22 protein-coding genes are annotated in these 25,065 nt (G+C 67.7%); 15 read left to right on the forward strand and 7 right to left on the reverse strand.

The window, feature by feature from the left end:
* Positions 1-8: 8 nt before the first annotated feature.
* The gene (locus ACFVWG_RS26710; RefSeq protein ID WP_391546149.1) at positions 9-590 is read right to left on the reverse strand and encodes a hypothetical protein; all 582 of its coding nucleotides are present in this window, start codon (positions 588-590) and stop codon (positions 9-11) included.
* Positions 591-763: 173 nt separating this feature from the next.
* On the opposite strand from ACFVWG_RS26710, the gene ACFVWG_RS26715 reads away from it, so the two are divergent.
* The 4 genes from ACFVWG_RS26715 to ACFVWG_RS26730 all read left to right on the forward strand — a co-directional run bounded on the left by ACFVWG_RS26715 (position 764) and on the right by ACFVWG_RS26730 (position 8,404).
* A complete protein-coding gene (locus ACFVWG_RS26715; protein WP_391546150.1) occupies positions 764-1,918 on the forward strand; it encodes a cystathionine gamma-synthase in 1,155 nt (384 codons plus the stop codon).
* A 323-nt stretch (positions 1,919-2,241) separates the two neighbouring features.
* A complete protein-coding gene (locus ACFVWG_RS26720; protein WP_391546151.1) occupies positions 2,242-3,606 on the forward strand; it encodes a glutamate mutase L in 1,365 nt (454 codons plus the stop codon).
* 32 nt (positions 3,607-3,638) lie between these two features.
* A complete protein-coding gene (locus tag ACFVWG_RS26725; protein WP_391546152.1) occupies positions 3,639-4,871 on the forward strand; it encodes an AI-2E family transporter in 1,233 nt (410 codons plus the stop codon).
* Positions 4,872-4,948: 77 nt separating this feature from the next.
* Positions 4,949-8,404 carry a glycoside hydrolase domain-containing protein gene (locus ACFVWG_RS26730; RefSeq protein WP_391546153.1) on the forward strand — a complete coding sequence of 1,152 codons (3,456 nt, stop codon included), beginning with the start codon at positions 4,949-4,951 and terminating at the stop codon, positions 8,402-8,404.
* 3 nt (positions 8,405-8,407) lie between these two features.
* On the opposite strand, the gene ACFVWG_RS26735 is transcribed toward ACFVWG_RS26730, so the two are convergent.
* From ACFVWG_RS26735 to ACFVWG_RS26745, 3 genes are all read right to left on the reverse strand, one after another.
* Positions 8,408-8,752 (reverse strand): hypothetical protein, encoded by a 345-nt coding sequence (locus tag ACFVWG_RS26735; RefSeq protein ID WP_391546154.1) that lies wholly within the window; start codon positions 8,750-8,752, stop codon positions 8,408-8,410.
* Between the two features lie 72 nt (positions 8,753-8,824).
* Positions 8,825-10,447 carry an MDR family MFS transporter gene (locus ACFVWG_RS26740; protein ID WP_391546155.1) on the reverse strand — a complete coding sequence of 541 codons (1,623 nt, stop codon included), beginning with the start codon at positions 10,445-10,447 and terminating at the stop codon, positions 8,825-8,827.
* Positions 10,444-11,025 carry a MarR family winged helix-turn-helix transcriptional regulator gene (locus tag ACFVWG_RS26745; RefSeq protein WP_391546156.1) on the reverse strand — a complete coding sequence of 194 codons (582 nt, stop codon included), beginning with the start codon at positions 11,023-11,025 and terminating at the stop codon, positions 10,444-10,446. Before ACFVWG_RS26745 ends, ACFVWG_RS26740 begins: the two co-directional genes overlap by 4 nt.
* A 190-nt stretch (positions 11,026-11,215) precedes the next feature.
* Between ACFVWG_RS26745 and ACFVWG_RS26750 the strand changes: the two genes are divergently transcribed.
* Both ACFVWG_RS26750 and ACFVWG_RS26755 read left to right on the forward strand, forming a co-directional pair.
* Entirely contained in the window at positions 11,216-11,998 is a 783-nt protein-coding gene (locus tag ACFVWG_RS26750; protein ID WP_391546336.1) for a type II CAAX prenyl endopeptidase Rce1 family protein, read from the forward strand.
* Complete coding sequence (locus tag ACFVWG_RS26755) at positions 11,995-12,720, forward strand: SDR family oxidoreductase (RefSeq protein WP_391546157.1); 726 nt, start codon at positions 11,995-11,997, stop codon at positions 12,718-12,720. The genes ACFVWG_RS26750 and ACFVWG_RS26755 overlap by 4 nt, the downstream gene beginning before the upstream one ends.
* On the opposite strand, the gene ACFVWG_RS26760 is transcribed toward ACFVWG_RS26755, so the two are convergent.
* The gene (locus tag ACFVWG_RS26760; RefSeq protein WP_391546158.1) at positions 12,717-14,273 is read right to left on the reverse strand and encodes an amidohydrolase family protein; all 1,557 of its coding nucleotides are present in this window, start codon (positions 14,271-14,273) and stop codon (positions 12,717-12,719) included. The genes ACFVWG_RS26755 and ACFVWG_RS26760 overlap by 4 nt on opposite strands.
* Positions 14,274-14,330: 57 nt before the next feature.
* Between ACFVWG_RS26760 and ACFVWG_RS26765 the strand changes: the two genes are divergently transcribed.
* The 5 genes from ACFVWG_RS26765 (at position 14,331) to ACFVWG_RS26785 (ending at position 18,702) form a co-directional block, all read left to right on the forward strand.
* The gene (locus ACFVWG_RS26765) at positions 14,331-15,101 is read left to right on the forward strand and encodes a MerR family transcriptional regulator (protein WP_391546159.1); all 771 of its coding nucleotides are present in this window, start codon (positions 14,331-14,333) and stop codon (positions 15,099-15,101) included.
* Between the two features lie 37 nt (positions 15,102-15,138).
* The gene (locus ACFVWG_RS26770) at positions 15,139-16,086 is read left to right on the forward strand and encodes an ABC transporter ATP-binding protein (RefSeq protein WP_391546160.1); all 948 of its coding nucleotides are present in this window, start codon (positions 15,139-15,141) and stop codon (positions 16,084-16,086) included.
* Positions 16,086-16,868 carry an ABC transporter permease gene (locus tag ACFVWG_RS26775; RefSeq protein ID WP_391546161.1) on the forward strand — a complete coding sequence of 261 codons (783 nt, stop codon included), beginning with the start codon at positions 16,086-16,088 and terminating at the stop codon, positions 16,866-16,868. The genes ACFVWG_RS26770 and ACFVWG_RS26775 overlap by 1 nt, the downstream gene beginning before the upstream one ends.
* Positions 16,868-17,668, forward strand: a complete 801-nt coding sequence (locus tag ACFVWG_RS26780; RefSeq protein WP_391546162.1) for an ABC transporter permease — start codon at positions 16,868-16,870, stop codon at positions 17,666-17,668. The genes ACFVWG_RS26775 and ACFVWG_RS26780 overlap by 1 nt, the downstream gene beginning before the upstream one ends.
* 287 nt (positions 17,669-17,955) lie before the next feature.
* Entirely contained in the window at positions 17,956-18,702 is a 747-nt protein-coding gene (locus ACFVWG_RS26785) for a hypothetical protein (RefSeq protein WP_391546163.1), read from the forward strand.
* On the opposite strand, the gene ACFVWG_RS26790 is transcribed toward ACFVWG_RS26785, so the two are convergent.
* A complete protein-coding gene (locus ACFVWG_RS26790) occupies positions 18,683-19,813 on the reverse strand; it encodes a phosphotransferase family protein (RefSeq protein WP_391546164.1) in 1,131 nt (376 codons plus the stop codon). The two genes, ACFVWG_RS26785 and ACFVWG_RS26790, sit on opposite strands and share 20 nt — an antisense overlap.
* A 61-nt stretch (positions 19,814-19,874) precedes the next feature.
* Here ACFVWG_RS26790 and ilvA point away from each other — a divergent pair, with 61 nt between their 5' ends.
* From ilvA to ACFVWG_RS26810, 4 genes are read left to right on the forward strand one after another with little or no spacing between them, the layout of a single operon-like run.
* Complete coding sequence (ilvA, locus tag ACFVWG_RS26795; RefSeq protein ID WP_391546165.1) at positions 19,875-21,077, forward strand: threonine ammonia-lyase; 1,203 nt, start codon at positions 19,875-19,877, stop codon at positions 21,075-21,077.
* Positions 21,078-21,087: 10 nt separating this feature from the next.
* On the forward strand, positions 21,088-22,401 hold the full coding sequence (locus ACFVWG_RS26800; RefSeq protein ID WP_391546166.1) for an extracellular solute-binding protein: 1,314 nt from the start codon (positions 21,088-21,090) through the stop codon (positions 22,399-22,401).
* Complete coding sequence (locus ACFVWG_RS26805) at positions 22,398-23,258, forward strand: carbohydrate ABC transporter permease (protein WP_391546167.1); 861 nt, start codon at positions 22,398-22,400, stop codon at positions 23,256-23,258. Before ACFVWG_RS26800 ends, ACFVWG_RS26805 begins: the two co-directional genes overlap by 4 nt.
* Complete coding sequence (locus ACFVWG_RS26810) at positions 23,255-24,061, forward strand: carbohydrate ABC transporter permease (protein ID WP_391546168.1); 807 nt, start codon at positions 23,255-23,257, stop codon at positions 24,059-24,061. Before ACFVWG_RS26805 ends, ACFVWG_RS26810 begins: the two co-directional genes overlap by 4 nt.
* On the opposite strand, the gene ACFVWG_RS26815 is transcribed toward ACFVWG_RS26810, so the two are convergent.
* Complete coding sequence (locus ACFVWG_RS26815; protein WP_391546169.1) at positions 24,051-25,064, reverse strand: alpha/beta fold hydrolase; 1,014 nt, start codon at positions 25,062-25,064, stop codon at positions 24,051-24,053. The genes ACFVWG_RS26810 and ACFVWG_RS26815 overlap by 11 nt on opposite strands.
* Position 25,065 lies beyond the last annotated feature (1 nt).

The raw sequence follows: 25,065 nt of genomic DNA on the forward strand, positions 1-25,065 counted from the left end.
CAGCTCTCCTAGTCGAGGTACACGGCGTAGCTGACGCCGACGGAGGTGGTCAACGGGTCCTTGGACGGCCGGATGCTGTACAGCCGCAGCTCTGCGCCGGGCCGCATCCACACGGCGAGGTGACGGTGGTCAGCACCGGCTCCGGGCGCCCACTCGTCCTCGAAGTCGGGGTTGCTGTCGTCGCCGACGTAGTCGGGTTGACCGAAGTGCCGGGTGACCAGAGCCAGGTGGTCCGGCCAATGCGCATCCAGACCGGCCTCGGCTGCGCCGATGTCGTCCGGTCCGATCTCGTACGCCGACCAGCCGCTGTCCGGGCAGTCCGCGAAGACCAGGCCGTCGAACACGATGAGCGTCGTACGGCGGGGTGTCACGAACCCCCAGGACACCATCTCGTCGGCGATGGTCTCGCCCGCCTGCAGCGGCCAGGGCTGCCACGGCGTCTGACCCATCACGCGGTGGACGAGGGCACGCACGACCTCCGGGCCGGACTCGTCGCCGTCGGGACCGGCCAGCACGGTCCAGTCCTGGATCTCGGCGAGATCGGCCAGCGCCAGGTCGTCCTGGTCGAGCGGCCTGTCCTGCGTCTTCATCCCGGTCCCATCTCTCAGCGGTACGGCGTCGTCAACTACTGACCGCAACCGTAGGCTGCGGCGTGGGTCAGTTGCCAGGGGGTTCGACGCATCTGTGGATAACTCGGATCCCTGCTGTCTCGCCGCTGGAACCGTGGTTCGGCGTACGGCAGACCAGGCCGTACGCTGGTCCGGTGAATTCCGAACACCACTACGGCTTCGAGACGCTCGCCATCCACGCCGGGAACGAACCTGACCCGACCACTGGCGCAGTCGTCCCGCCGATCTACGCGACCAGCACCTACAAGCAGGACGGCGTCGGCGGTCTGCGCAACGGGTACGAGTACTCCCGTTCCGCGAACCCGACCCGTTCCGCGCTCGAGGAGTGTCTGGCCGCGGTCGAGGCGGGCACCCGCGGGTTCGCGTTCGCCAGCGGCCTGGCCGCCGAGGACACGCTGATCCGGTCGCTGTGCGTGCCCGGTGACCACGTGGTGTTCCCCGACGACGCGTACGGCGGCACGTTCCGGCTGTTCTCCAAGGTGCTCGGCGCGTGGGGTGTCGAGATGACCCCGGCCGCGGTCACCAACCCGGAGGCGATCCGCGCCGCGATCCGCCCGGGCAAGACCAAGGTGGTCTGGCTCGAGACCCCGACCAACCCGCTGCTGAACGTCGCGGACATCGCCATCGTCGCCCAGATCGCGCATGACGCGGGCGCGCTGCTGGTCGTCGACAACACGTTCGCCTCGCCGTACCTGCAGCAGCCGCTGGAGCTGGGCGCGGACGTGGTCGTGCACTCGACCACCAAGTACATGGGCGGCCACTCCGACGTCGTCGGCGGCGCACTGATCGTCCGGGACGCCGGCCTGGCCGACAAGATCGCCTTCCACCAGAACGCGATCGGTGCGGTCGCCGGCCCGTTCGACTCGTTCCTGGTGCTGCGCGGCATCAAGACGCTCGGTGTGCGGATGGACCGGCACAGCGACAACGCCGAGAAGGTCGTCGAGTTCCTGCAGCGGCACCAGTCCGTCAGCCAGGTGCTCTACCCGGGCGTCGAGGGCCACCCCGGCCACGAGACCGCCGCCAAGCAGATGAAGCGGTACGGCGGCATCGTGTCGTTCCGCGTCACCGGCGGCGAGGCGCAGGCGCTCGACATCTGCAACAAGGCCGAGGTCTTCACGCTGGGCGAGTCGCTCGGTGGCGTCGAGTCCCTGATCGAGCACCCCGGCAAGATGACGCACGCCTCGGTCGCCGGTACACCGCTCGAGGTGCCGGCCGACCTGATCCGCCTGAGCGTCGGCATCGAGACCGTCGAGGACCTCCTCGAGGACCTCGACCGCGCCATGTCCTGACCGCCCGACCTCCTGGCATCTGATGGGTTAACCCATCGGCTTGTGGGTTCTGTACCCGCATGCGATGGGTTCACCCACAAGCTCGTGGGTGAACCCATCAAATGGTGGAAGGGCCGCCCGTCAGATGGTGGGGGCTCACAAGCTCGTGGGTGAACCCATCAAATGGTTGAGTCGCGCACGGGGGGGGGAGACCCCATTTGATGGGCTGACCCATCCGGTTGTGGGTGGGCCAGCCGCAGGCCGTGGGCTTACCCACAAGCGCGTGGGCAGGCCCACCAAATGGGGGCGGTGGTTGGGTTGACGAGCGAGCGGGGGTGAGTGCGGTGGCGTTGGTGGTGGCGGTCGACTTCGGGTCGACGTTCACGAAGGCGATCGCGGTTGATGCGGGCTCGGGTGACCTGGTCGCCCGGGCCGAGCATCGGACCACGATCGACACCGACGTGATGGACGGTTGGCATGCGTGCCGGACGGCCTTGCTGGCGGTCGATCGCGGGGTCGCGCAGGCCGACGTACTGGCTTGTTCCAGTGCGGGCGGTGGGCTGCGGATCGGTGTGGTGGGCAACGAAGAGCTGGTGACCGCGGAGGCGGGCAAGCGGGTTGCCCTGTCCAGTGGTGGGCGAGTCGTTGCCGTGGTCAACGGTGGTCTGACGCCGACGTCGTTGAAGGAACTGCGCAAGGATCGGCCGGACGTCGTCCTGTTGTCCGGGGGTACCGACGGCGGCAACTCCGCCGTCCTCCTCAAAGCGGCGCAGACCCTGGCGACGTACAAGTGGCGACGGCCGGTCGTTGTCGCAGGCAACGTTGAGGCCCAGGCCGAGATCGCCGCCATCCTCACAGATGTCCCGCATGTGCTGGCGGCCAACGTCGTCCCCGAGATCGGGGTGTTCGCGCCGGACAGCGCCCGCGCCGCGATCCGCGAGATGTTCCTCGCGCACGTGATCGGCGGCAAGAACCTCTCTCGCGATCCCGCCTTCGCCCGGATGGTCCGAGCAGCCACGCCGGACGTCGTACTGCGTGGTGTCGAGGTGCTCTCGAAACTTCACGGCGACGTGGCGGTCGTGGACATCGGCGGCGCGACGACCGACGTGCATTCGGTCATCGAGCTTGATCCCGAGGACGCGAACCTCGGCCGCGAGGTGGTCGCCACCCACCCGGTCACGCGCACGGTCGAAGGTGACCTCGGCATGCGCTGGAGCGCCGTACCGGTCGTTGCTGCCGGCATCGAATCCGGCCTGCTTCCCGACGACGAAGACCTCGGTACGGCGGCCGCCCGGCGGCACGCGGACCCGGCGTACCTGCCGGATTCACCGGCCGAGACGCAGTACGACGTGACCCTGGCGAGCGTGGCCGCAACCGTGGCGCTGCGCCGGCACGCGGGTCGGCAGCGGATCGTCTTCGGTCCGGGCGGCCGGGTGATCGAGCGGTCCGGGAAGGATCTGCGCGAGGTCGACCTGCTCGTCGGGTCGGGCGGCGTGCTGCGGCACAACGGTCCGGAGGTGGCCGCGCGGATCCTCGGGTCGGTCGCGGTCAACGCGCAGGAGGAGGGCTGGCTGGTCCCCGAGCGCGCTCAGATCTGCGTCGACAAGGACTATGTCCTCGCCGGTGTCGGCCTCCTCGCCGACGCCGATCCGACGGCAGCCGAAGGCCTCGCCGCCAACATTCATAAAACCGTCCGAACCGGGCACTAGTCTCAGCAGCAAGCAAAGCTGCGGAGGGGTGCATGAGCGAGGACGGGAAGGCGAAGGACGAGAGTCCGGTCGCTGACAACAGTGTGGCCGAGGAGACCGCCGACACGGTGGTGCCCACGGACGATCACGTGATGGCGACGTCGAGCCGGGGGCGGATCGATACCGGCGTGACGTCGGGGATGCAGATCGCGAGCGCCTGGTCCTGGCGGTTCCTGGTGATCGTGGCCGCGGTGGCCGTGATCGGGTACGTGATGCAGTACCTGTCCGAGGTCGTCGTACCGGTGACCGTCGGCATCCTGCTGACCGCCTTGCTGGTGCCGATCACGAACGGCCTGCAGAGGCTGCGGCTGCCGCGTGGCCCGGCGGCCGGGATCACCGTGGTCGCCACGATCGTGCTCGTCGCCGGCCTGCTGACCCTGGTCGGGACGCAGATCGCCGGGCAGTTCGAGAGTCTGTCGACGCAGGTCGGCGAGGGCGTGCAGAAGCTGCGCGAGCTCGCCCGGCTCAACTTCGGGCTGACCGACAAGGACATCACCGACGCCTTCAAGCAACTGCAGGACACGATCACCTCCGGCGGCGCGCTCGGGCAGCGCGCGGCCGAGGTCGGCTCGACGGCCACGCATGTGGTCGCCGGGCTCTTCATTTCGTTGTTCTGCCTGTTCTTCTTCCTGTACCAGGGCGACAAGATCTGGGCCTGGCTGGTCCGGCTCTTCCCGCGTCAGGCCCGGGACAAGGCCGACTCGTCCGGCCGGAAGGCGTGGGTCTCGCTGACCGCGTTCGTCCGGGCCACGATCATCGTCGCCGCCGTGGACGCGATCGGCATCTCACTCGGTGCGGCCATCATCGGCCTGCCGCTGGTGAGCGCGATCGGCATCCTGGTCTTCGTCGGTGCGTTCATCCCGGTCGTCGGCGCCCTGGTCAGCGGCATCGTCGCCGTCCTGGTCGCGCTCGTCGCCAAGGGCCCGGTCGTCGCCATCGTCATGTTGGCGGTCGTCATCGGCGTCCAGCAGCTCGAAGCGCACGTCCTGCAGCCGTTCCTGCTCGGTCGCGCCGTCAGCGTGCACCCGCTGGCCGTCATCCTCGCCATCGCCACCGGCGTCGTGATCGCCGGCATCGTCGGCGCACTGATCGCCGTACCGACGGCCGCTGTCCTGAACGCCATCGTCAACCACCTGGCCGGCAACGACGTCGATCCCGAACCGCCGCGCCGCCCACCGCTGCCCCGACGAAAACCACGACCCGAGCCGGCTCCGCTGGAGGACTGACCCCAGTGGTCTAGGCGACTCGTTTTACCTGCTCAGGGGCTCCGGCGAGGATTGGAACCCCCGAGCAGGAGGTATACATGCGACTCGTCGGCATCGGTTCGGCCATTGCCCTGGTGGCGGGCCTGCTGGTGGCTGTCGGTAGTACACCGGCCGCCGCGGTGAGTACGGATGTCTGGACCGAATCGTCGTACGCGAGTGTGTTCCGCGACAGCGGGCCGTCGGCGGATGCGGGCCGGGTGGTGCGGCTCGACGCCGCGCGGAACGAGTACGAGGCGGCGCAGATCGTCGTACGGCGGAACGAGGCGTTCACCGTGAACGCGGTGACACCGTCCGCGCTGACCGGGCCGGGCGGGACCATCGCGGCCGACAACGTCACGTACAACTTCGTCGACTACCAGTACCTCAACAGCAACACCCACAACGGCGACACCGGGAAGATGGACATCTATCCCGGTGTCCGGACCGGCGCGGGACTGTATCCGGACCGGCTGACGAACGAGCGGTCCAAGCAGGTCGCTGCCCGCTCGACACAGTCCATCTGGGTGCGGGTCTTCGTCCCGCCGACGGCAGCGGGCGGTGTCTACACCGGCACCGTCAACGTCGTGACCGACAAGGGCACGACCGCCGTACCGGTCCGGGTCGACGTCCGGGCGGTGACACTGCCCGAGTCGGATCAAGGTGCTTTCACCACGAGCCTTTGGCACCTCTTCACCGGCAACATCAGCTGGGACGAGGGGGGTGGCGAGACGATCGACTTCGGCTACGGCTATTCGCGGTACACCCCGCAGTGGTGGGAGCTGCTGCAGAAGGTCGCCACGATGTTCAAGCAGTACCGCACGAACAACCTGATGCTGCCGATCACCAAGATCCTCGCCGACGCCGGCTCGCTGCCGGACGGGCACGGCGGTTACACCTTCGACTGGACCAAGTTCGACCAGATCGTCGAGCTCTTCCAGGCTGCCGGCGCGGTCAAGCGGATCGAAGGGTTCCCCGAGCCGGCGTTCACCCGCGGGTACGACGGGAGCGGTAACGGGATCCGCGACATCGAGGTCATCCGCAACACCAACGGCCGGCCGACGCTGACCTGGGTCGACTGGTCGTCGACGGAAGGGCAGAACTGGCTGCAGGGCTATCTGCCCGCGCTGCGAGCGCACCTCGAGGCCAAGGGCTGGAACGACATGTTCTGGACGCATGCCGGTGACGAGCCGCAGCCGGGCAACGTCACCGACTACCGCCAGCTCGCGCAGCGGATGCAGCAGATCTGGCCCGGCATCAAGCTGGGTGACGCGGTGGACCAGGTCAGCGTGCAGTCGCAGATCATGGATCTCAACCACCAGGCCGTCGCCCAGGAGTACGTGTACGACGGCCTGCGCGACTACTTCGACGACGTGATGGCCGGTGGCAAGGAAGTCTGGCTGTACAACTCGACGGCGCCGCGCGGCAACTACCTGAACAGGTTCATCGATCAGCCGGAGTGGTACCAGCGGATGACGATCTGGTACGCCTACAGCCGGGGCCTGACCGGATACTTGCACTGGGCAATGAACAACTGGCAGTACCCGATCGACGTGCAGGATGCCAAGGGCGACGGCCTGATCGTGCGGCCGGACAAGGAGCGCAACACGGTCGAGGTGACGCCACGGTACGAATCGCTGCGCGACGGCATCGAGGACTACGAGCTGCTCAACCTGGTCGGCCAACGGGACAAGGGATTGGCGCGCGGCCTGGCCGCGGGGCTGGTGCAACGCACCGACAAGTTCACGCCCGACACCGCTTATATGCAAAGGATCCGGGCGATCGCGCTCGACGCGGCGGCCGGCAAGCCGATGCCCGCCGATCCCGCCCACGGCGCCACGACCACCTCCTCCGCTGGGAATGGCGCTCTAGCGGTCGACGGCAACGCCGCAACGAGCTGGCAGCCTGGAACAGGCTCGCAGTGGCTGCAGGTCGACCTCGGACGTCAGGTACAGCTCGACGGCGTCAACCTGCGCTGGACAACACCCGGCGTCGGCTTCAAACTCCAGACCTCGTACGACGGAACGCGCTGGACCGAGGTGGCCGCCAACCCGGCGAGTGACGGCGGCACCGACTTCATCGGCCTGAACGGGAAAGGCCGCTACCTCAGGCTGGAGACCACAGCCGGTACGCCGTCCTTGGCCGAACTCGAAGTCGCCGGAGCACCACTCGCGAAGACCAACCTGGCCGGCGGCCGGAGCTACACGCGCTCCAGTGCACCGAACGACCAGCCGGACTCGGGATTCGAGTCCACTGACGGCGTACTGGCGGATGCGTGGGACGACGGACGCACGTACGCCTACAAGGCGCCGACCGGGACAGTGGACGTCACCATCGACCTCGGTAGCGCGCAGAACGTCGACAGTGCCGCGATCCACGCGTACGAGGAGTATCCGGGCTACCGGCCGGACAAGGTGCGCATCGCGACCAGTGTGGACGGTTCGACGTACACCTCGCGTGGGCAGCAGTTCACGCCGCAGGGGCCGTCCGGTGTCTGGTACAGCTTCCAGTTCCCGCGGGCGAACGCGCGGTACATCCGGATCACCTTCGACAAGTCCTACACCGCCGACGCCTCGTCGCTGATGATCGACGAGATCGAGGTCTACGCCGCCGACGCCCCGAGCCTCACGGCCGGTCTTCCGTATCGCAAATCACGGTCAGTACCGACAGATCCGTCGTACCCGGATGTCGATGGGAAGGAGTCGACGGACGGCGTGGTCGCCACTGGCTTCGCCGCGGGCTACGGCTACCACCTCACCACCGCGGGCGAGACCCTGACCGTCGACGTCACGCTCGACCTCGGCACCCCTCAGCCCATCAGCAAGATCAGGACGAGCCGGTACGACGATGGCACCCACGACTACGCGCCATCAGTCATCCGCGTCTCCACCGGCGACAGCCCAGTCGCCCTGACCTCCCGCGGCACGACAACTCAGAACGGCCGCTGGTACGAGCTTCCTGTCACCACGACCGCCCGTTACGTCGAGCTCCGCTTCGAGAAAACGCGAACCCAGGACTTCGCCGACTACCTCTTCCTCGACGAGATCGAAGTACTGAACCAGGCCGGCACCAACCTCGCCCTGAACAAGCCTTACCGCACCTCACGCCCGGCCGACCCGGATCCGTCGTACCCGGACACTGGAGGCAAGGAGTCCACGGACTCGGTGATCGCAGGTGCTTTCAACGACGGCTTGAGCTACGGCTACCGCCTGCCCAACGCAGGGGACACACAGACCGTGGACCTGACCTTCGACCTCGGAACCGCCCGCGCCGTCTCCACCGTGCGCCTGCACGCTTACGACGACCACGTCCACAACTACGCACCGGACAACGTCCAACTCTTGGCCGGCGACAACCCGCTCGCTCTCCAACCGATCGTCGAGACCAGCAGTCCCCGGGATCAATGGTTCGAGCTACCTGCCGCGGCGACCGCTCGCTACCTGACCGTCCGCGTCACCAAGACGCGAACTCAGGACTTCGCCGACTACCTCTTCCTTGACGAGGTCACCGCCACCTGACGGCTACTGCCAGACGCCACCGGAACCCAGAGCGGCCAGCTCTGGGAAGGCGTCGTGCCAGCGGCGGACGCAGTATCGCGGTGGGCGCAGCTGCGGCCAGAGCTCGATCAGCAGGTCCTTGTTCAGCGCGTTGCAGAGCTCTTCGAGCGTTGACGCGTCGCTCATCACCCGCTGGTAGAACAGCTGCCGGTCGTCGGCGTCGTCGAGCTCATAGGCCTCGTGGTCGCCGCGTGGCCAGGTGATGGTGCCGTGCTGCGGGCCGACGAGGTCGTCGAGGGACTCCGGTACGACGTAGGGAAACCGGGAGGCATAGCTGTCTCCCGGCTGGGTCAGGTTCGGCTCGTCCACAGCGTCATCGTCTCGCAACGGCGAACGACCGGCCGCCTCGGGTGAGGCGACCGGTCGTCGAGTGGTGCTTGATCAGTGCATCGAGGCGGCGGCCGAAGCCTCCAGCGCTACGTCGTCGTCGGACTTCGGACCTTCGTTGCGGCCCGCGAGGCGCTGTTCCGGGGTGATGACCGCCAGGACGAAGGCGATCGCCAGGAACGGCAGCGAGACGAGGAAGACGTCGCCCATCGCGTCGACCAGGCCGTGCAGGGCCCAGCCCTTCATCGGCTCCTGCAAGGCATGCAGCGCCGGGACGCTGTTGGCCGCTTGGGCCAGCTTGTCGAGCAGGCCCGGTGCCGGGTTCGGGACGATGTCTGCCAGGTGGACGGTCAGGCGGCTGGTCAGGACCGCACCGAAGACCGCCGTACCGATCGCGCCACCCATGGAGCGGAAGAAGGTCATCGTCGAGGTCGCCGTTCCCATGTGCTGACGGGGAACGCTGTTCTGCGCGGCGGTGACGGTGATCTGCATCGACAGACCGAGGCCCGAGCCCATGATGAACATGAAGATCGCCAGGTGCCAGTACGGCGTGGTCGTGCTGATCGTGGAGAGCAGCAGCATGGCACCGGCGACCAGGACCGCGGAGATGATCGGGTAGATCTTGTAGCGGCCGGTCTTGCTCATCAGCTGGCCACTGGGGATCGAGGCGGAGAAGATACCGACGATCATCGGCAGCAGCGCCAGCCCCGAGCGGGTCGGGGACATGTCCTTGACCGCCTGCAGGTAGAGCGGCAGGAAGATCAGGGCACCGAACATCGCGACACCCATCAGGAACGCGAATCCGGCGTACCCGGAGAAGATGCGGCCCTTGAACAGGTCCATCGGGATGATCGGCTCGGACACCCGCAGCTCGACGAAGACGAAGGCGACGGCGAGTACGACGGCGGCGACCAGCAGGGCGATCGTCGTCCCGTTGCCCCAGCCATTGGTCGGCCCGCTCCAGGAGATCGCCAGCAGCAGCGTGGTGACGGCCGCGGTGACGACAGCGGCGCCGACGTAGTCGATCTTGTGCGAGCGCTTCACGTGCGGCAGCTTCAGGACGGCGGCGACGACGCCCAGGGCAACCAGGCCGATCGGCAGGTTGATCCAGAAGATCCAGCGCCAGCCGGGACCGTCGGTGAGCAGACCGCCGAGCAGCGGGCCGGCCACCGAGGACAGACCGAAGACGGCACCGAAGTAGCCCATGTACTTACCGCGCTCACGCGGCGGGATCACGTCGCCGATGGTGGCGAAGGCGAGCGACATCAGGCCGCCGGCGCCCAGACCCTGGACGGCCCGGAAGCCGATCAGCATCTCGATGTTCTGCGACAGGGCGGACAGCACGGAGCCGGCCAGGAAGGTGACGATCGCCGCGATGAAGAGCGGGCGGCGGCCGTACAGGTCGGAGATCTTGCCCCACAGCGGAGTGGAGGCGGTCGAGGTCAGCAGGTACGCCGTGACCACCCAGGACAGCTTGTCCAGGCTGTTGAACTCACTGACGATCTGCGGCAGCGCCGTCCCGACGATGCTCTGGTCGAGTGCGGCCAGGAACATACCGGCCATCAGGCCGCCGAGAATGACGAGGATCTGCTTGTGGGACAGGTAGTTCGGGGCGTTGTCACCCGGCCCGGAGGCGGGTGCGGGGCCGCCAGTGGTGGCGGGCTCGGTGGTGCTCATGTGGTGCTCTCCAGGTTCTGCTCGGTGTTCCCACGGGCGGCGTCGTCGTCGGCGCCGGGCGCGGAGTCTTGGGGACGGCCGGCGGTCGGCATGGCCGCCCAGCCTTTGTCGGCCCACGCCATCCCTGGCGGGGCTTCGATGCGGGCGGTGACGGCGTCTGCGAACCGGGTCATCAACCGTCCGAAGGTCTCGACGTCTTCCTCGGACCAGCCCTCCAGCGCGGCGCCCAGCAGCTCCATCCGGCGGCGGGCGTTGTCCTCCCACTGCTCGATGCCCTGCTCGGTCAGCTCGACGCGGAAGGCGCGGCCGTCGGCGGGATCGGGGGAGCGGCGGACCAGGCCGAGCTGCTCGAGCGCGCGGACGTGGCGGCTGGTGGTCGACGCGTCCAGCTCCATCCGGGCGGCCAGCTCGGACAGCCGCAGCGCGCCGCTGCAGCGCAGTGCGAACAGCGCGATGTGGGCGCTGTGGTCGATCGTGTCGCCGGGCTGCTTGGCCTTCAGCCGGCGGCCGATCCGGGTGAACGCGTGCATGACGCCCTCGATGGCGGTCTGCGGGGTGTACGCGTCGTTTACTTGCATGCTGCAAGCATATACATAGTTGTGTTACGCACGCAAATAGTTTCCGTTACCAATGAGTGAGTTGCCACTCATTTGCTCTTCGTGCCTGATTCGTCACTCCGTGTGTTCATGGTGGGGTTAGTACCACCCAGGAGGGTGGTTCAGGGTCCTCGCGGCTACCGTCCGTGTCCGTCACGCTTGCGGGGTGACGATGACCGCGGTGCAAGAGAAGACGCTGACGAGACGCCGATTGGTTGAGTTCGGCGTGATCTGCCTGGTGCTGACCTGGGTGCCCTACCTGTTCCTGGGCGTGCTGAAGGTGGATATCGACCAGCCGGTGGGCCGGCTGATCTTCGGACTGGCGGCCTCCGGGCCGTCGCTGGCCGCCCTGGTGATGTGGCTGTGGCATCGGGAGCGGCGCCGGGTGGTTCGCTGGTCACTCAGCTGGCCGATCGCTGCCGTCGTACTGGGAGCTGCCGCTCCGCTGATCGCGACCGCGCTGATCGGGAACCTGGCGGAGCTGCCCGGCCACGCGAGCTCGGTGATCGCGGGAGCCGGCGGGATTCTCGGGGCAGCCGCCTACACGCTGGTGGCCGGCCCGCTCGCGGAGGAGTTCGGCTGGCGCGGCTACGTGCAGCCGCGACTGCGTCAGTACTACGGTCTGCCCGCGACGACTGCGATTCTCGGTACGGCGTGGTGGCTGTGGCACGTGCCGCTGTTCTTCCTGCCGGGGACCGGTCAGCACGACGACGGGCTGTTCACCCAGCAGGGGCTCATCTTCTTCCTCGAGATCTTCCCGCTCACCTTCCTGATGCTCTTCGTGACCGAGCGGCTCCGGGGCGGCGTACCGGCGGCGATCCTGCTGCACGCGGCGTGGAACCTGACGACGGAGCTGGTGCCGCCGCTCGGCCACGCGGCCTGGCTGGAGTTCATCGCGGTGACCGCCGTGGCGGGCGCTGCCGCTCTGTACTGGCGGCGTACCTTGCCTGCATGACTCAGGTGGCAGTGGTGACCGGTGGTGGGTCCGGACTCGGACGCGAGATGGCGCTGGCGCTGGCAGCGGCCGGGTACGACGTGATCGTCACCGGCCGCACCGAATCGAAGCTCCGGGAGACCGTGGAGCTGGGTGAGGTCAAGGCCTACGTCGTGCTGGACGTGACCGACGGAGAGGCGGTACGGCGGTTCTTCGGCGGACTCGACCGGATCGACGTGCTGGTGAACAACGCCGGGACCGGCGCGCCGGCGGCCGCCGTACCGGATGTTTCTGAGGAGGACTGGCGGCGGGTGATCGACACCAACCTCACCGGGTCTTTCCTGTGTGCGCAGGCTGCGTTCACCCGGATGCTGTCGCAGGACCCGGTCGGTGGGCGGATCATCAACAACGGCTCGATCTCCGCGCACGTGCCGCGGCCGCAGAGCATCGCCTATACGGCGAGCAAGCATGCGATCACCGGGCTGACGAAGCAGTTGGAGCTGGACGGGCGGCCGCACGGGATCACGGCGTGCCAGATCGACATCGGGAACGCCGCGACCGCGATGACCGAGCGGATGGAGCAGGGAGCGCTCCAGCCGGACGGGTCGATCGCGGTCGAGCCGACGTTCGACCCGAAGATCGTGGCGGACTTCGTGGTGCAGGTGTCGAAGCTGCCGACCTCCGTCGCCGTACCGCATCTGATGGTGATGGCGGCCGGGATGCCGTACGCCGGGCGCGGCTAAGGCAGCTTCAGGTCCACGTCGGACAGCGGGTACCACTGGCCGGACGGTGGCTGGTTGAGCATCGGGTCCTTCCAGCGGATGCGGACGCGATCCGGCTGGGCCTCCACGATGGTTGCCTCCTGCCAGTCGCCGTTTGTGCGCGCCCACCAGATCTCCAGGAGACTCGAAAGCCCCTTGCTCTCCACGGTTTTCACCGCTGTGTCGTGGTCGCTGACCGGGCCGAGGGCGGCGCCGAAGACGGTGGTCGGGAGTGAGCCGTCGGCCACTGGTACGACGTGGCCGAGCAGCTCGCCGTCTTCGCGGCGAATCTCCTCGGGAGAGGGGAGGCCGGGCCACATCTGCTTCAGGGCCGTCATGATGCGCTCGGTGGTCTCGCCGATGAAGTCGATGCCGGCTAGCTCGGTCGCGTCGTCCATCGGTACGGCGACCGCACCGGCAACCCAGGTACGGCGGATGTGCTGCGTGGCCGTGATGTCGGTCAACGGATCGCCGTCCACGAGCACCAGGTCGGCTCGCGCGCCCACGGTCAGTCGTCCACGATCTCTTAGCCCGAACACCTCCGCCGGTGCGGACGTTGCTGCGATGAGCGCCTCGGACGGGGTGAGCCCTGCGTGGACGAGGTGCTGCAGTTCCCGATGGAGTGCGGCGCCGAAAACGAGACCGGGGTTGGGGGCGTCGGTTCCGGCGAGAACAAGCGCGCCCGCGCGGAGCAGTGCGAGCGTGTTGGCGCGTGCGTCGGTGTAGTCCGGCGGCTGTGGCGGCATCCAGCGGCGCGACTGGCCATCCAGGAGGCGCCGCCAGCGAGCAGGCATCCGCTTCATCAGCTCGGTCTCCCCGAGCAAGGGCAGTTGGCGGTCCGGGCCGGTGAAGCCGTCGGGGATGTCGAGCGTGGCGATGACGGCGACGCCTGCGTTGGCGACCGCCTCTACCTGGGCAGGAGACATGAGGTCGGTGGGGGCGTGGGCCAGGATGTCTACGCCGCATTGGGTGACCGTGACTGCGGCTGCTGCGGTGGAGATGTGGGCGACGACTTTCAGGTTGTGGGAGTGGGCGGCCTCGACGAGGGCTCGGACGGTGGGCTCGTCGAGGGCGGGCATGTTCAGGCCGGCGCTGGCGCCGTCGTCGTAGATGAGCTTCAGGTGGTCGGCGCCCTCGGCGATGCGGTCGGCGACGAACTGCTGGGGGTTTTCGACGTACGGGAAGGGCGGGAAGGCGATGGTGGGATGACCGCCCGGGGCGGTGGCGCCGGTGGAGGACGTGCGGAAGTCGGCGCCGGCGGCGCGTTCGGCGGCGATCAGGTCGGGCGGGCTGAACTGGTCGATCAGAGTGGTGACGCCGTACCGGGCGGCGAGGCGGGTGGCTCCGGGGACCAGGTGGACGTGGGCGTCGATGAGGCCAGGGAGCAGGGTGCCGCCGTGGACGAGCTCGTCGCCGGCTTGCGCGATGCCGGGACCGCCGATCGCGGTGATACGGCCGTCCTCGACCCGCAGGCAGTCGGCGGGCAGGGGTGCGCCGCGGTCGACGAGACGGGTGTGAAGGAAGGTGATTGCCATGCGCCGGACGCTAAAGGCTGACGTAGCGTCACCCTCCAGCGATTAAAGTCGGATGTCGTGGAGCGCACGGTGAAACAGGTGGCGCAGCTGGCCGGGGTTTCGGTCCGGACGCTGCGGCACTACGACGCGATCGGCCTGCTGCCGCCCGGGCACGTGGCGCCGAACGGCTATCGGTACTACGGCCGCTCGGAGCTACTGCGCTTGCAGCGGATCCTGCTGCTGCGCGAGCTCGATGTCTCGCTGCCGGAGATCGCCCGGATCCTGGCCGAGCAGACGGACGAGATCGGAGCGCTGCGCGACCACCGCGAGCAGCTCGAGCGCGAACGCCGCCGCCTCAACGACGTGATCGGCGCGGTCGACCGGACTATCGAGGGATTGTCCGGCGACGAGTCGGTCGGCGACGAGGAGTTCTTCACCGGCCTGGATGCGGCTCGTTCACGGTTGGAGCAGGACCTGACCGACCGCTTCGGTCCGGGGGTGGGCGCCTCGTTCGTAGAGGCAGTGCGCGCGACGGACGGTTGGACCCGGGAGGACTACGAGCGGATGGGCGACGAAGGACGCCGGTTGCTGCTGCGGATGGCGGCCGCGCGGGCGCGCGGCGTACTGCCGGACTCCGTCGAGGCGCGCCCGCTCATCGAACTGCACTACCAAGGTGTGCAGGAACTGTGGTCGCCCGACGCGACGGCGTACTACCGGTTGGGTGACGTCCTGCTGGAGAACGCGGAGCAGCGGGCGATGATCGCCACGGTCGATCCGGAGCTCCCGCCATGGCTGTCAGCCGGTGTGAAGGCTTACGCGATCCGTCAGCTCGGGTATCGCCCGAACTGACAAGAAACTGTCGGCAACCCGGTCTAGGGTCGTGGGCGTGGATGAGCAGCGGGAGTCCTTGGTTCATGTGCGCGGTCTGAGGAAGTCGTACGGCGACTTCGAGGCGGTGCGCGGGATCGACCTGGACGTGTGGCGGGGCGAGGCGTTCGGCTTCCTCGGGCCGAACGGCGCCGGCAAGTCGTCGACCATGCGGATGATCGGTGCCGTCTCACCGACCAGCGGTGGCACGCTGCGGATCCTCGGGATGGACCCGGCGACCGAGGGACCGGCGATCCGGGCCCGGCTCGGCGTCTGCCCGCAGGACGACACCCTCGACACCGAGCTGTCCGTCCGGGAGAACCTGACCATCTACGGCCGGTACTTCGGCCTCAGCCGGGCCGAGTGCCGTGAGCGGGCCGACGAGTTGCTGGAGTTCGTCGCGCTGACCGAGAAGGCCAAGGTCAAGGTCGACGAGCTGTCGGGCGGGATGAAGCGGCGGCTGACGATCGCGCGGTCGCTGGTCAGCAAACCTGACCTGCTGCTGCTCGACGAGCCGACCACTGGGCTCGACCCGCAGGCCCGGCATCTGTTGTGGGACAAGCTGTTCCGGCTCAAGCAGGCCGGCGTCACGCTGATCATCACCACGCACTACATGGACGAGGCCGAGCAGCTCTGCGATCGGCTGGTCGTGATGGACGGTGGGTTGATCGCGGCCGAGGGGTCACCGGCCGAGCTGATCCGCGACTACTCGACGCGTGAGGTGACCGAGCTGCGGTTCGGGCCTGAAGTGATGATGTCTGATCATGATGCCCTGGCCGGGAAGGTTTCCGACCTCGCGCAGCGGATCGAGGTGCTGCCGGACCGGCTTCTGCTCTACACGGATGACGGTGAGCGCGCGGTCGCCGCCGTACACGAGCGTGGTCTGCGCCCGGCCGCAGTGCTGGTACGGCGTTCAACCCTGGAGGACGTGTTCCTGAGGCTGACCGGCCGGACGTTGGTGGACTGATGTCAGTCGCGTTGGAGAACGGCCGCCGTCAGTACGACTACTGGGTGACGGTCTACAAGCGGACCTGGAAGGGCACACTGATCAGCAGCTTCCTGCTGCCGATGCTGTACCTGGCCGCGATGGGGATCGGGCTGGGCTCGTTCGTCGACAGCAAAGGCACGGATGCGCTGGGTGGCGTGAGCTATCTGCAGTTCATCGCGCCCGGCCTGCTCGCCTCGACCGCGTTGCAGATCGCGGTCGGCGAATCGACGTACCCGGTGTTGAGCGGGTTGAAGTGGCAGAAGTTCTACCACTCGATGATCGCGACACCGTTGCGTCCGGCTGATGTGGTTTATGGGCAGCTGACCTTCATCGCCTTTCGGGTGGCGAGCACCTGTGTCGTGTTCCTGGGCGTGATCGCGTTGTTCGGCGGGCTGCATTCGCCGCTCGGCGTGCTCGCGCTGCCAGTCGTGGTCCTGGTCGGGATGGCGGCCGCGGCGCCTGTGGTGGCCTTCGCGAGTTCGTTGGAGAACGACTCCGGGCTGGCGATGGTGTTCCGGTTCGGCGTGGTTCCGGCGTTCTTGTTCTCCGGTGCGTTCTTCCCGGTCTCGCAGCTGCCGAACTGGATCGAGTGGCTGGCCTACCTGAGCCCGCTGTGGCACGGCGTTCAGCTGTCGCGAGATCTCAGCCTCGGCACGATCCATCCCTGGCTCGTGCTGCTCAACCTTGCGTACCTGCTGGCCTGGTTCCTGGTCGGCGCCCGGCTCGCCGTGCGCGGCTTTACGAAGAAGTTGATCAGCTGATGGCGACTCTGGCAGTCCGGGTCGTCCCGGTCCCGCTCCGCCTCGGCGGCCGGCACATCGTCGAGCGCAACTTCCTGCTCTACCGGCGCTCCTGGGTCGTCTTCCTGTCCGGCTTCACCGAGCCGGTCTTCTACCTGCTCTCGATCGGCATCGGCGTCGCCCAGCTGGTCGGCGACTTCACCTTGGCCGACGGGACCAAGATCGGGTACGCCGCCTTCGTCGCGCCCGCGATGCTCGCCAGTTCGGCGATGAACGGGGCGATCTTCGACTCGACGTACAACATCTTCTTCCGGATGAAGTACGCCAAGCTGTACGACTCGATGCTGGCCACGCCGATGCGGCCGTGGGACATCGCCACCGGTGAGGTGACGTGGGCCCTGCTCCGCGGCGCCTGCTACTCGGCGATGTTCGTGCTGGTGATGCTCGCGCTCGGCCTGGTCACCTCGTGGTGGGCGCTCGTCGCGCTGCCCGCGTCGATCCTGATCGGGTTCGCGTTCGCCGGGGCCGGGATGGCGCTGACTACCTTCATGCGCAGCTGGCAGGACTTCGAGTTCGTCCAGCTCGCGACGATCCCGATGTTCTTGTTCTCCGCCACCTTCTACCCGATCGAGACCTACCCCGGCGCGATCCGCTGGCTCGTCGAGATCACCCCGCTCTACCAAGGCGTCCACCTCGAACGTGCCCTCACCACCGGCACCGTCGGCTGGTCCCTCCTGATCAACGCCGCCTACCTCACCCTCATGGGCGCCACCGGCATGTACATCGCCTCCCGCCGACTCGGCAAACTCCTCCTGAAGTAGCCCCGCCGCCGACGACGCCGAACCGCGTACACCCACTGGCGACCGCGGACACCCGACCAGATGTCCCCGCCCCCCATAAGGTGTCCGCAGTACCCATCCCCGGCCACCCCCGGCCGCAGTGGTTGACCACGCCAAGGCACCAGATCCACGGATACCTACGGTCAAATACCGGCAGTCATCCTCCGTGAACCCGATCTCGACCGCGTGCAGGTTGCCGAGTGTCAGGAGATTGCTACGGAACGGAACGATCGGGTTTGGGGCGGCGTCGGAGAGGGATGATGCGGCGGGTGAGGAATCCGATGGGGGCGTTGCGGCGCGGGCAGCAGTTGCGGGCCCGGTTGAAGTTGCCGCGGGAGCGGTTGGTGGGTGGGCGGCGGCGATGGATCCGGTCGTCGATGGACTGGCTGGTGGGGGAGTTCGGCGACGACGTGATCCGGCGGCCGATCGTGGTGCCCGCCGAGCTCATCCCACCGGGGTACGACGGTTCGCTCGCGGCGGCTGAGCACTTGTGCGCCGAGGTGGCTGAGCGGATGGGGCTGGCACCGGGGCAGTGTGCGTTGAGCTTTGGGCTGGTGGACGGTGCCCATCGGCACCGAGTGGGGACGGTGCGGGAACCGGCGGGTCGATGGGTCCGAGCAGTCACCGGGAACGAGATTCACTTGGCGCCGAGTCTGGCGACTGATCCGGTGGCGCTGGTCGCGATCTATGCGCATGAGGTCGGGCATGAGTTGCTGCTCGGGACCGGGCGGATCACCTTCGCGCATCGGCCCGACCACGAGTCGCTCACCGACCTGCTGACCGTGTTCTACGGACTCGGGATCTTCACCGCCAATGCGGCGTACGAGCGACGCCCGCGCCCCAACGGCCGCGGGAAGCAACCGCTCGCGCGCGGCTACCTGCGTGAGACGGCGTTGGCGGAGGCGCTCGCCTACTACGCGTGGTTACGCGACGAGCGCCATCCAGTGTGGGACCGGCACCTCGATCCGCCGGTCCGCCGGGTGATGCGCAATCACCTCAACGTACTGTGCCGTTGACGAGCCGGAGCCACCAACCGGCACCGCGCACCATGGCCTCGCGGTCCGGGCCGGTGAGGTTGGCCATCAGGTGCAACGACGTCATTGCCTGGAACAGTGCGCCGAGCTTGTTGGCGAGTTCGAGCGCGCGTCGCAGGTCGGCCATCGGCGCGTACTCCGTCCACTCCGCCAGATAGGCGTCCCGCACGCGATCGTCCATCGACAGTGGTGAGCGCTTCTCGACGAACGTCACCAGATCCATGAACGGGTGCGAGACCGCCGCATCCGTCCAGTCGAACGCGAGCACCTCGCCGTCACGGACCGCGATGTTCCGCGGGTGCAGGTCGGCGTGCAGCAACGTCTCCGGTATCCCGATCGCCGCCAGCTCGGCGATCGCCGTACGCATCTCTGTACTTCGTGCCGCCAGTTCGGCTCGCTCGTGCGGCTCAAGCCACGCGGTGCCCGGGTTGTCGCCGAGCAACTGGTCCACCTCAGCATCCAGTACGGCGAGCCGCCGGTCGACGCAGCTGATATCGAGCAGGTGGTCAGCGCGGCCGACGTACGAGCGTTGCAGCCTTGCGTGGCTCTGCATTGCCTCGATCCAGAGCGCGATGTCCGTCTGGTCGGCCAGCGGCGCGCCCAGGTCGGGCAACAGCATCCACACGCGCTTCTCGTCGATCGCGATCGGCCGTGGTACCGGGCCTTCGAGCGACGTCAGCAGCCGTGGTTCGTGGGCGAAGAGCAGCGGGAGCGTCGCCGGCGGGAGAGTGCTCGAGTGTGCGTGGGCTTTGAAGTACACAAACCCATTCACGGTCGGAACACGCAGCACGTTCGACAGACCCCATACACGTACCTGAACCGGGGGACCCGTCCGGGTCACGTGCTCGTCGATCCAAGGCAGCGCATCGGCGTACCAGCCCGCTTGGTCCCACGTCGGCGCGGACGGCGCGGGCGGTGCGTCGATCGGCATCATCACGTACGTCGTGTTGTCCGGCTCGGCCTGTTGGCAGCTGAGCACGTAGGCCGCGATGCCGTGCTGTTCCTGTAACGCCTGCAGGACCGGTTCGACATCCGGGAACCAGCCCTTCTCCGGGACATCGATTTCGAGCTGCACGAGCGCGGTCACCTTCATCGATGAAGAGTAGTTGGCGCAATTCCCGAACACACACGCTTTTCGTGCGTAGTGTGAGGGCGTGATCGATGCCAAGGACATCGCGCGGGCCGCGGATCTGTTGCACGACGTGGTCGCGCCGACGCCGTTGGAGTACTCGCGGTGGCTCAGTGAACTGGTCGGTGGGGACGTTTTCCTCAAGTGCGAGAACCTGCAGCGCACCGGATCCTTCAAACTCCGCGGCGCCTATGTGCGGATGGCGCGGCTGTCGAAATCCGAGCGGGCGCGCGGGGTGGTCGCGGCGAGTGCGGGCAACCATGCGCAGGGGGTCGCGCTCGCGGCGCAGCTGCTCGGGATCAAGGCCACCGTGTTCATGCCGCACGGCGCGCCCATCCCGAAGGAGAAGGCGACCCGCGCGTACGGCGCGGAGATCCGGTTCACCGGGACGTCGATCGACGACTGCCTGCGGGAGGCGCTGAAGTTCGAGGCGGAGACCGGCGCCGTACTGATCCATCCGTTCGACCACCCGGACATCGTCGCCGGACAGGCGACCGCCGGGCTGGAGATCGTCGAACAATGCCCGCAGGTCCGGACGGTCGTCGTACCGACTGGTGGTGGCGGTCTGCTGGCCGGGATCGCGACCGCGATGCAGCGCGACGGCATGCCGATCGGCGTAGTCGGAGTCCAGGCGGCGGGAGCAGCGGCGTACCCGGCTTCGCTGGCGGCCGGCGTACCGGTCCAGCTCGCGGGCATGAGCACGATGGCTGACGGTATCGCGGTCGGGCTGCCGGGCAAGGTGCCGTTCGAGGCGGTCCAGCAGTACGTCGGTGATGTCCGCACGGTGACCGAGAATTCGTTGTCGAAGGCCCTCTTGCTGGTGCTGGAACGGGCCAAACTCGTGGTCGAACCGGCCGGTGCGGCAGCGGTGGCCGCCGTACTGGACGATCCCAAGGCCTTCAAGCCGCCGGTCGTGGTGGTGCTGTCCGGCGGCAACATCGACCCGCTGCTGCTGATGCGGGTGATCCGCAACGGCATGGCGGCGGCTGGGCGATACCTCTCGCTGCGCGTGCGGATCCCGGACACGCCAGGCGGCCTGGCCAAGCTGCTGACGCAGCTCGCCGAGCTGGACGCGAACCTCATCGAGGTCGTGCACGAGCGCATCTCGGAGTCGCTGAGCCTGGACGAGGTCGAGGTCGCGCTGCAGCTCGAACTGCGGGGTGAGGACCACCGCGAGCGGGTATTGACCGGACTGACGGGCAACGGCTACACGTACACGCTGAACTGAGGAGCCGAACGTGAAGAAGACGATCATCGCGGCGGTGGCGCTGGCGCTCACCGCGACCGCCTGTACGCCGGGATCGGGCAGCCCGAGTGGCGGTGCGAGCGCGCCGAGCACGGTGAAGACGGATGCCGCCGCCCTCGGTCAGGTCGAGCTGACGGTCTGGGACCAGGAGGTCCGCGGTGGTCAGGCGGCCCAGATGGCCGCGCAGATCAAGGGGTTCGAGGCGAAGTACCCGAACATCAAGATCAAGCGGGTGTCGCGGTCCTTCGACGACCTGAAGACCACGCTGCGGCTGGCGTTGTCGGGCAACGACGCGCCGGACGTCGTACAGGCGAACAACGGCCGGTCGGACATGGGCGAGTTCGTCAAGACCGGCCAGCTGGTGCCGCTGGACAAGTGGGCCGAGGCCTACAAGTGGGGCGATCGCTACCCGGCCTCGGTGTTGCAGTACTCGCGGTACTCGGCTGACGGCAAGACGTTTGGCGAGGGCAACCTTTACGGGATGCCGCAGGTCGGTGAAGTGGTCGGGCTCTACTACAACAAGACGAAGGTCGCGACGCCGCCGGCTTCGTGGGCTGATTTCGAGGCAGCGCTCGCAAAGGCGAAGGCGGCCGGTGACGTGCCGCTGCAGTTCGGCAACCTGGACAAGTGGCCGGCCATCCATGTGTTCGGCACGGTGCAGGACCAGTTCGTGCCGGCCGACCAGATCACCAAGCTGGCGTTCGGCCGGCCGGGTGCGTCGTGGAAGTCGCCGGAGAACCAGAAGGCTGCCGAGACGCTCGTGTCCTGGGTGGACAAGGGGTACTTCAACAGCGGCTTCAACGGGCAGGGATACGACCCGGCCTGGCAGGACTTCGGCAAGGGCAAGGGCACGTTCCTGATCGCCGGCACCTGGCTGCAGGCCGACCTGCAGAAGGCGCTCGGCGACAAGGTCGGCTTCATGCTGCCGCCGGGCGGGAAGCCGGTCACCGGTGGTACCGGACTGCCGTTCGCGATCACGAACAAGTCCAAGAACCCGGACGCGGCCGCGGCGTACATCAACTACATCACCAGCCAGGACGCGATGAAGGTGCTGACCTCGACCGGCAACCTGCCGATCGCCGACACGACCGCGCAGCAGCCGCCGGCCGGTCTCGCCGGTGACATCTTCAAGAGCTTCGGCGGGGCGGTCTCCTCCGAGTCACTCGTCCCATATCTCGATTACGCGACCCCGACCATGTACGACACGATCGGTGCCGCGCTGCAGGACCTGCTGGCGAAGAAGGCAACCCCACAGCAGTTCCTGGACAAGCTGGAAGCCGACTACGGCAAATTCGCGGGCAAGTGAGTTCACCACCTGGCGAGCCGCGTCGGGTCGGGTATCTGTACATCCTCCCGGCGTTGCTCGTGTACGGCGCGTTCCTGCTCTACCCGTTGATCCGTGCGGTCCACCTGTCGCTGTTCGAGTGGGACGGGATCACGCTGGGCAAGTTCGTTGGCCTGAGCAACTATGCGGACGTGGTCCGGGACGCCGGACTGCGGGCTGCGTTCGGGCATGCGTTGGTGCTGATCGTCTTCTATGCGGTACTTCCGGTGGTGATCGGCCTCGCGCTCGCGACAGTGTTGCAGCGGGCAAGGGTTCGCGGGCTCGGGTTCTTCCGGACGATCGTGTTCCTGCCGCAGGTGGTCGCGATGGTCGTGGTGGCGGTTGCCTGGCGCAACATCTACTCGCCGGACGGTCCACTGAACGACGTACTGGGTGGCTCGCGGGGATGGCTGGGTGACTACACGTTCGCGTTGCCCGCGGTCGGGGTGATCGGGACGTGGGTCGAGACCGGGCTGGTGACGGTGTTGCTGATGGCGGGGATGGCGCGGATCCCGGCGGAACGGTATGAGGCTGCGCGGCTGGACGGTGCTGGGCCGGTGGCCGAGTTCTTCGCGGTGGTGCTGCCCGCGGTTCGGGGCGAGATTGCGGTGGCGGTGACGTTGACCGTGATCGCCGCGCTGCGCACCTTCGACCTGGTGTACGTGACCACCAGTGGAGGACCCGGTACGTCGACCAGCGTGCCGTCGTACGAGGTGTATCACCGGGCGTTCGAGCTGGGACAGGTTGGTTCGGCGGCAGCCATTGGTGTCTGCCTGACCGTGCTCATCTTCGCGATCACGCTCGGCGTCAACCGGCTCGCGGATCGGGGCACCGCATGAGGGCGTCGCCGGGGGAGCGGATCGGCAACTACACGCTGCTGATCGTGTTCGGGCTGTTCGCGCTCGGTCCGATCGTGACGATCCTCGGCGCTGCGCTCGGTCCTGATGACGCGGGTGGTGGATCGAGCGGGTTCGGGAACTTCGGCAAGGCCTGGGAGATCGGCCACTTCGGCACCTACCTGCGGATGAGTATCGCGGTGTCGGTGACCGTCGTGGTGGTCAGCGTGCTGTTCTCGATCCTGTCGGGCTATGCCTTCGGCACCATGCGATTCCGCGGCGCCTCGGCGTTGTTCTACCTGTTCCTGATCGGCATCATGATGCCGACCGAGGCGATCGTCGTACCGCTGTACTTCGACCTCCGCACCCTCGGGCTGACGAACACCTTCTGGGCGGTGATCCTCCCGCAGATCGCGCAATCCGTTGCCTTTGGCACCTTCTGGATGCGGGCGTACTTCCGCTCCTCGTCGCGCTCACTGGTCGAGGCGGCGCGGCTCGACGGCGCCGGCCACTGGCGAACCCTGTGGCTGATCCTCGTCCCGCCGGCTCGTCCGGCATTGGTGACGCTGATCGTGCTCGTCTTCATGTGGACCTGGAACGAGTTCCTGATCCCGCTCGTGATGGTGACGAGTGAGTCGCTGCGGACCGCGCCGCTCGGGCTGGCCTTCTTCTCCGGTCAGTACACGTCGGGCTTCACGTTGCTCGCCGCCGGAGCCGTCATCGTGGGCACACCCGTCGTACTGGTCTATGCGTTCCTGCAGCGCCACTTCATCGCGGGCATGCTGGAAGGCGCCGTCAGGGAGTGATCAGAGGCCGGACGTAGGTGAGCAGGCTGACCAACGTCTTGCCAGGCTCCTCCCAGGGCGCGAGATGGGCGGAGTTCTCAAACCAAACAGCCTGCTTGTACGGCGCTTCAACCGTGGCCAGCCAGCTCTCGACCGGTGCCGTCGGTGTCGTGTAGTCGTGCCGCCCGAAGAACATCACCACCGGGATCGGGAACTCGGTCATGGTCGTCAGGTCGGTCGCGAGCATCTCGTCGAGCACCCGGCCGAGCGTGAACATGTTGCCGTCGTTGATCGTCGCGACGTCCTCCGGTGCGTACTCCGGCGACAGGCTCGGGGCGCCGAAGTAGTAGGCGCTCTCATGTCGATAGGCGCTCAGGCCACCGCGGTACTGCGCCCACTGGCGAGCGATGATGATCCGCTCGCGGGTGACCGGCTCATTCCCCGGGTACGGCGCGATCGAGGCGAGCTGCTCAAGTGCTTCGGTGTCGTGGTGCAGCTCGGCCTGGCCGACGGCGTACTCGTAGCAGTGCGTCTCGTTGGCCCGGGCGTCGATGATCTGCCCGACTCCGACGTACGCGTGGAAGAGGTCCGGACGGCGCGCGGCCGCCTGGATACCGATCAAGGTGCCCCAGCTGTGGCCGATCAGCACGAGCTTCTCGACGCCGTACCGGGTGCGGATCTGCTCGGCGAGCTCGATCGCGTCCTCGACGTACTGGGCGATGGTCAGGGTGTCCGCGATGGTAGCCGGGTCGACCTCGCGCAAGGTACGGCCCGCGGCACGCTGGTCGTAGGTGACGACCGTGAAGTACTCCTCGATCGGTCGCTGGAACTGCCACGCCATCGGCGCGAGCGGACCGGCGGGACCACCGTGGATGAAGAGGATCACCGGATTCGACCGGTCCTGGCCGCGGGCGTAGACCCAGTGATCGATCCCGCCCGCGCGCAGCCGGAAGTTCTCCTGGATGCCGTCGGGCGCCACGATGTGGTGCAGGTCGGCGATGATCTCGCGAGCTTCGTCGGTCACT

Origin of the sequence: Kribbella sp. NPDC058245 (genome assembly GCF_042882005.1) — a bacterium.
GTDB lineage: Bacteria > Actinomycetota > Actinomycetes > Propionibacteriales > Kribbellaceae > Kribbella.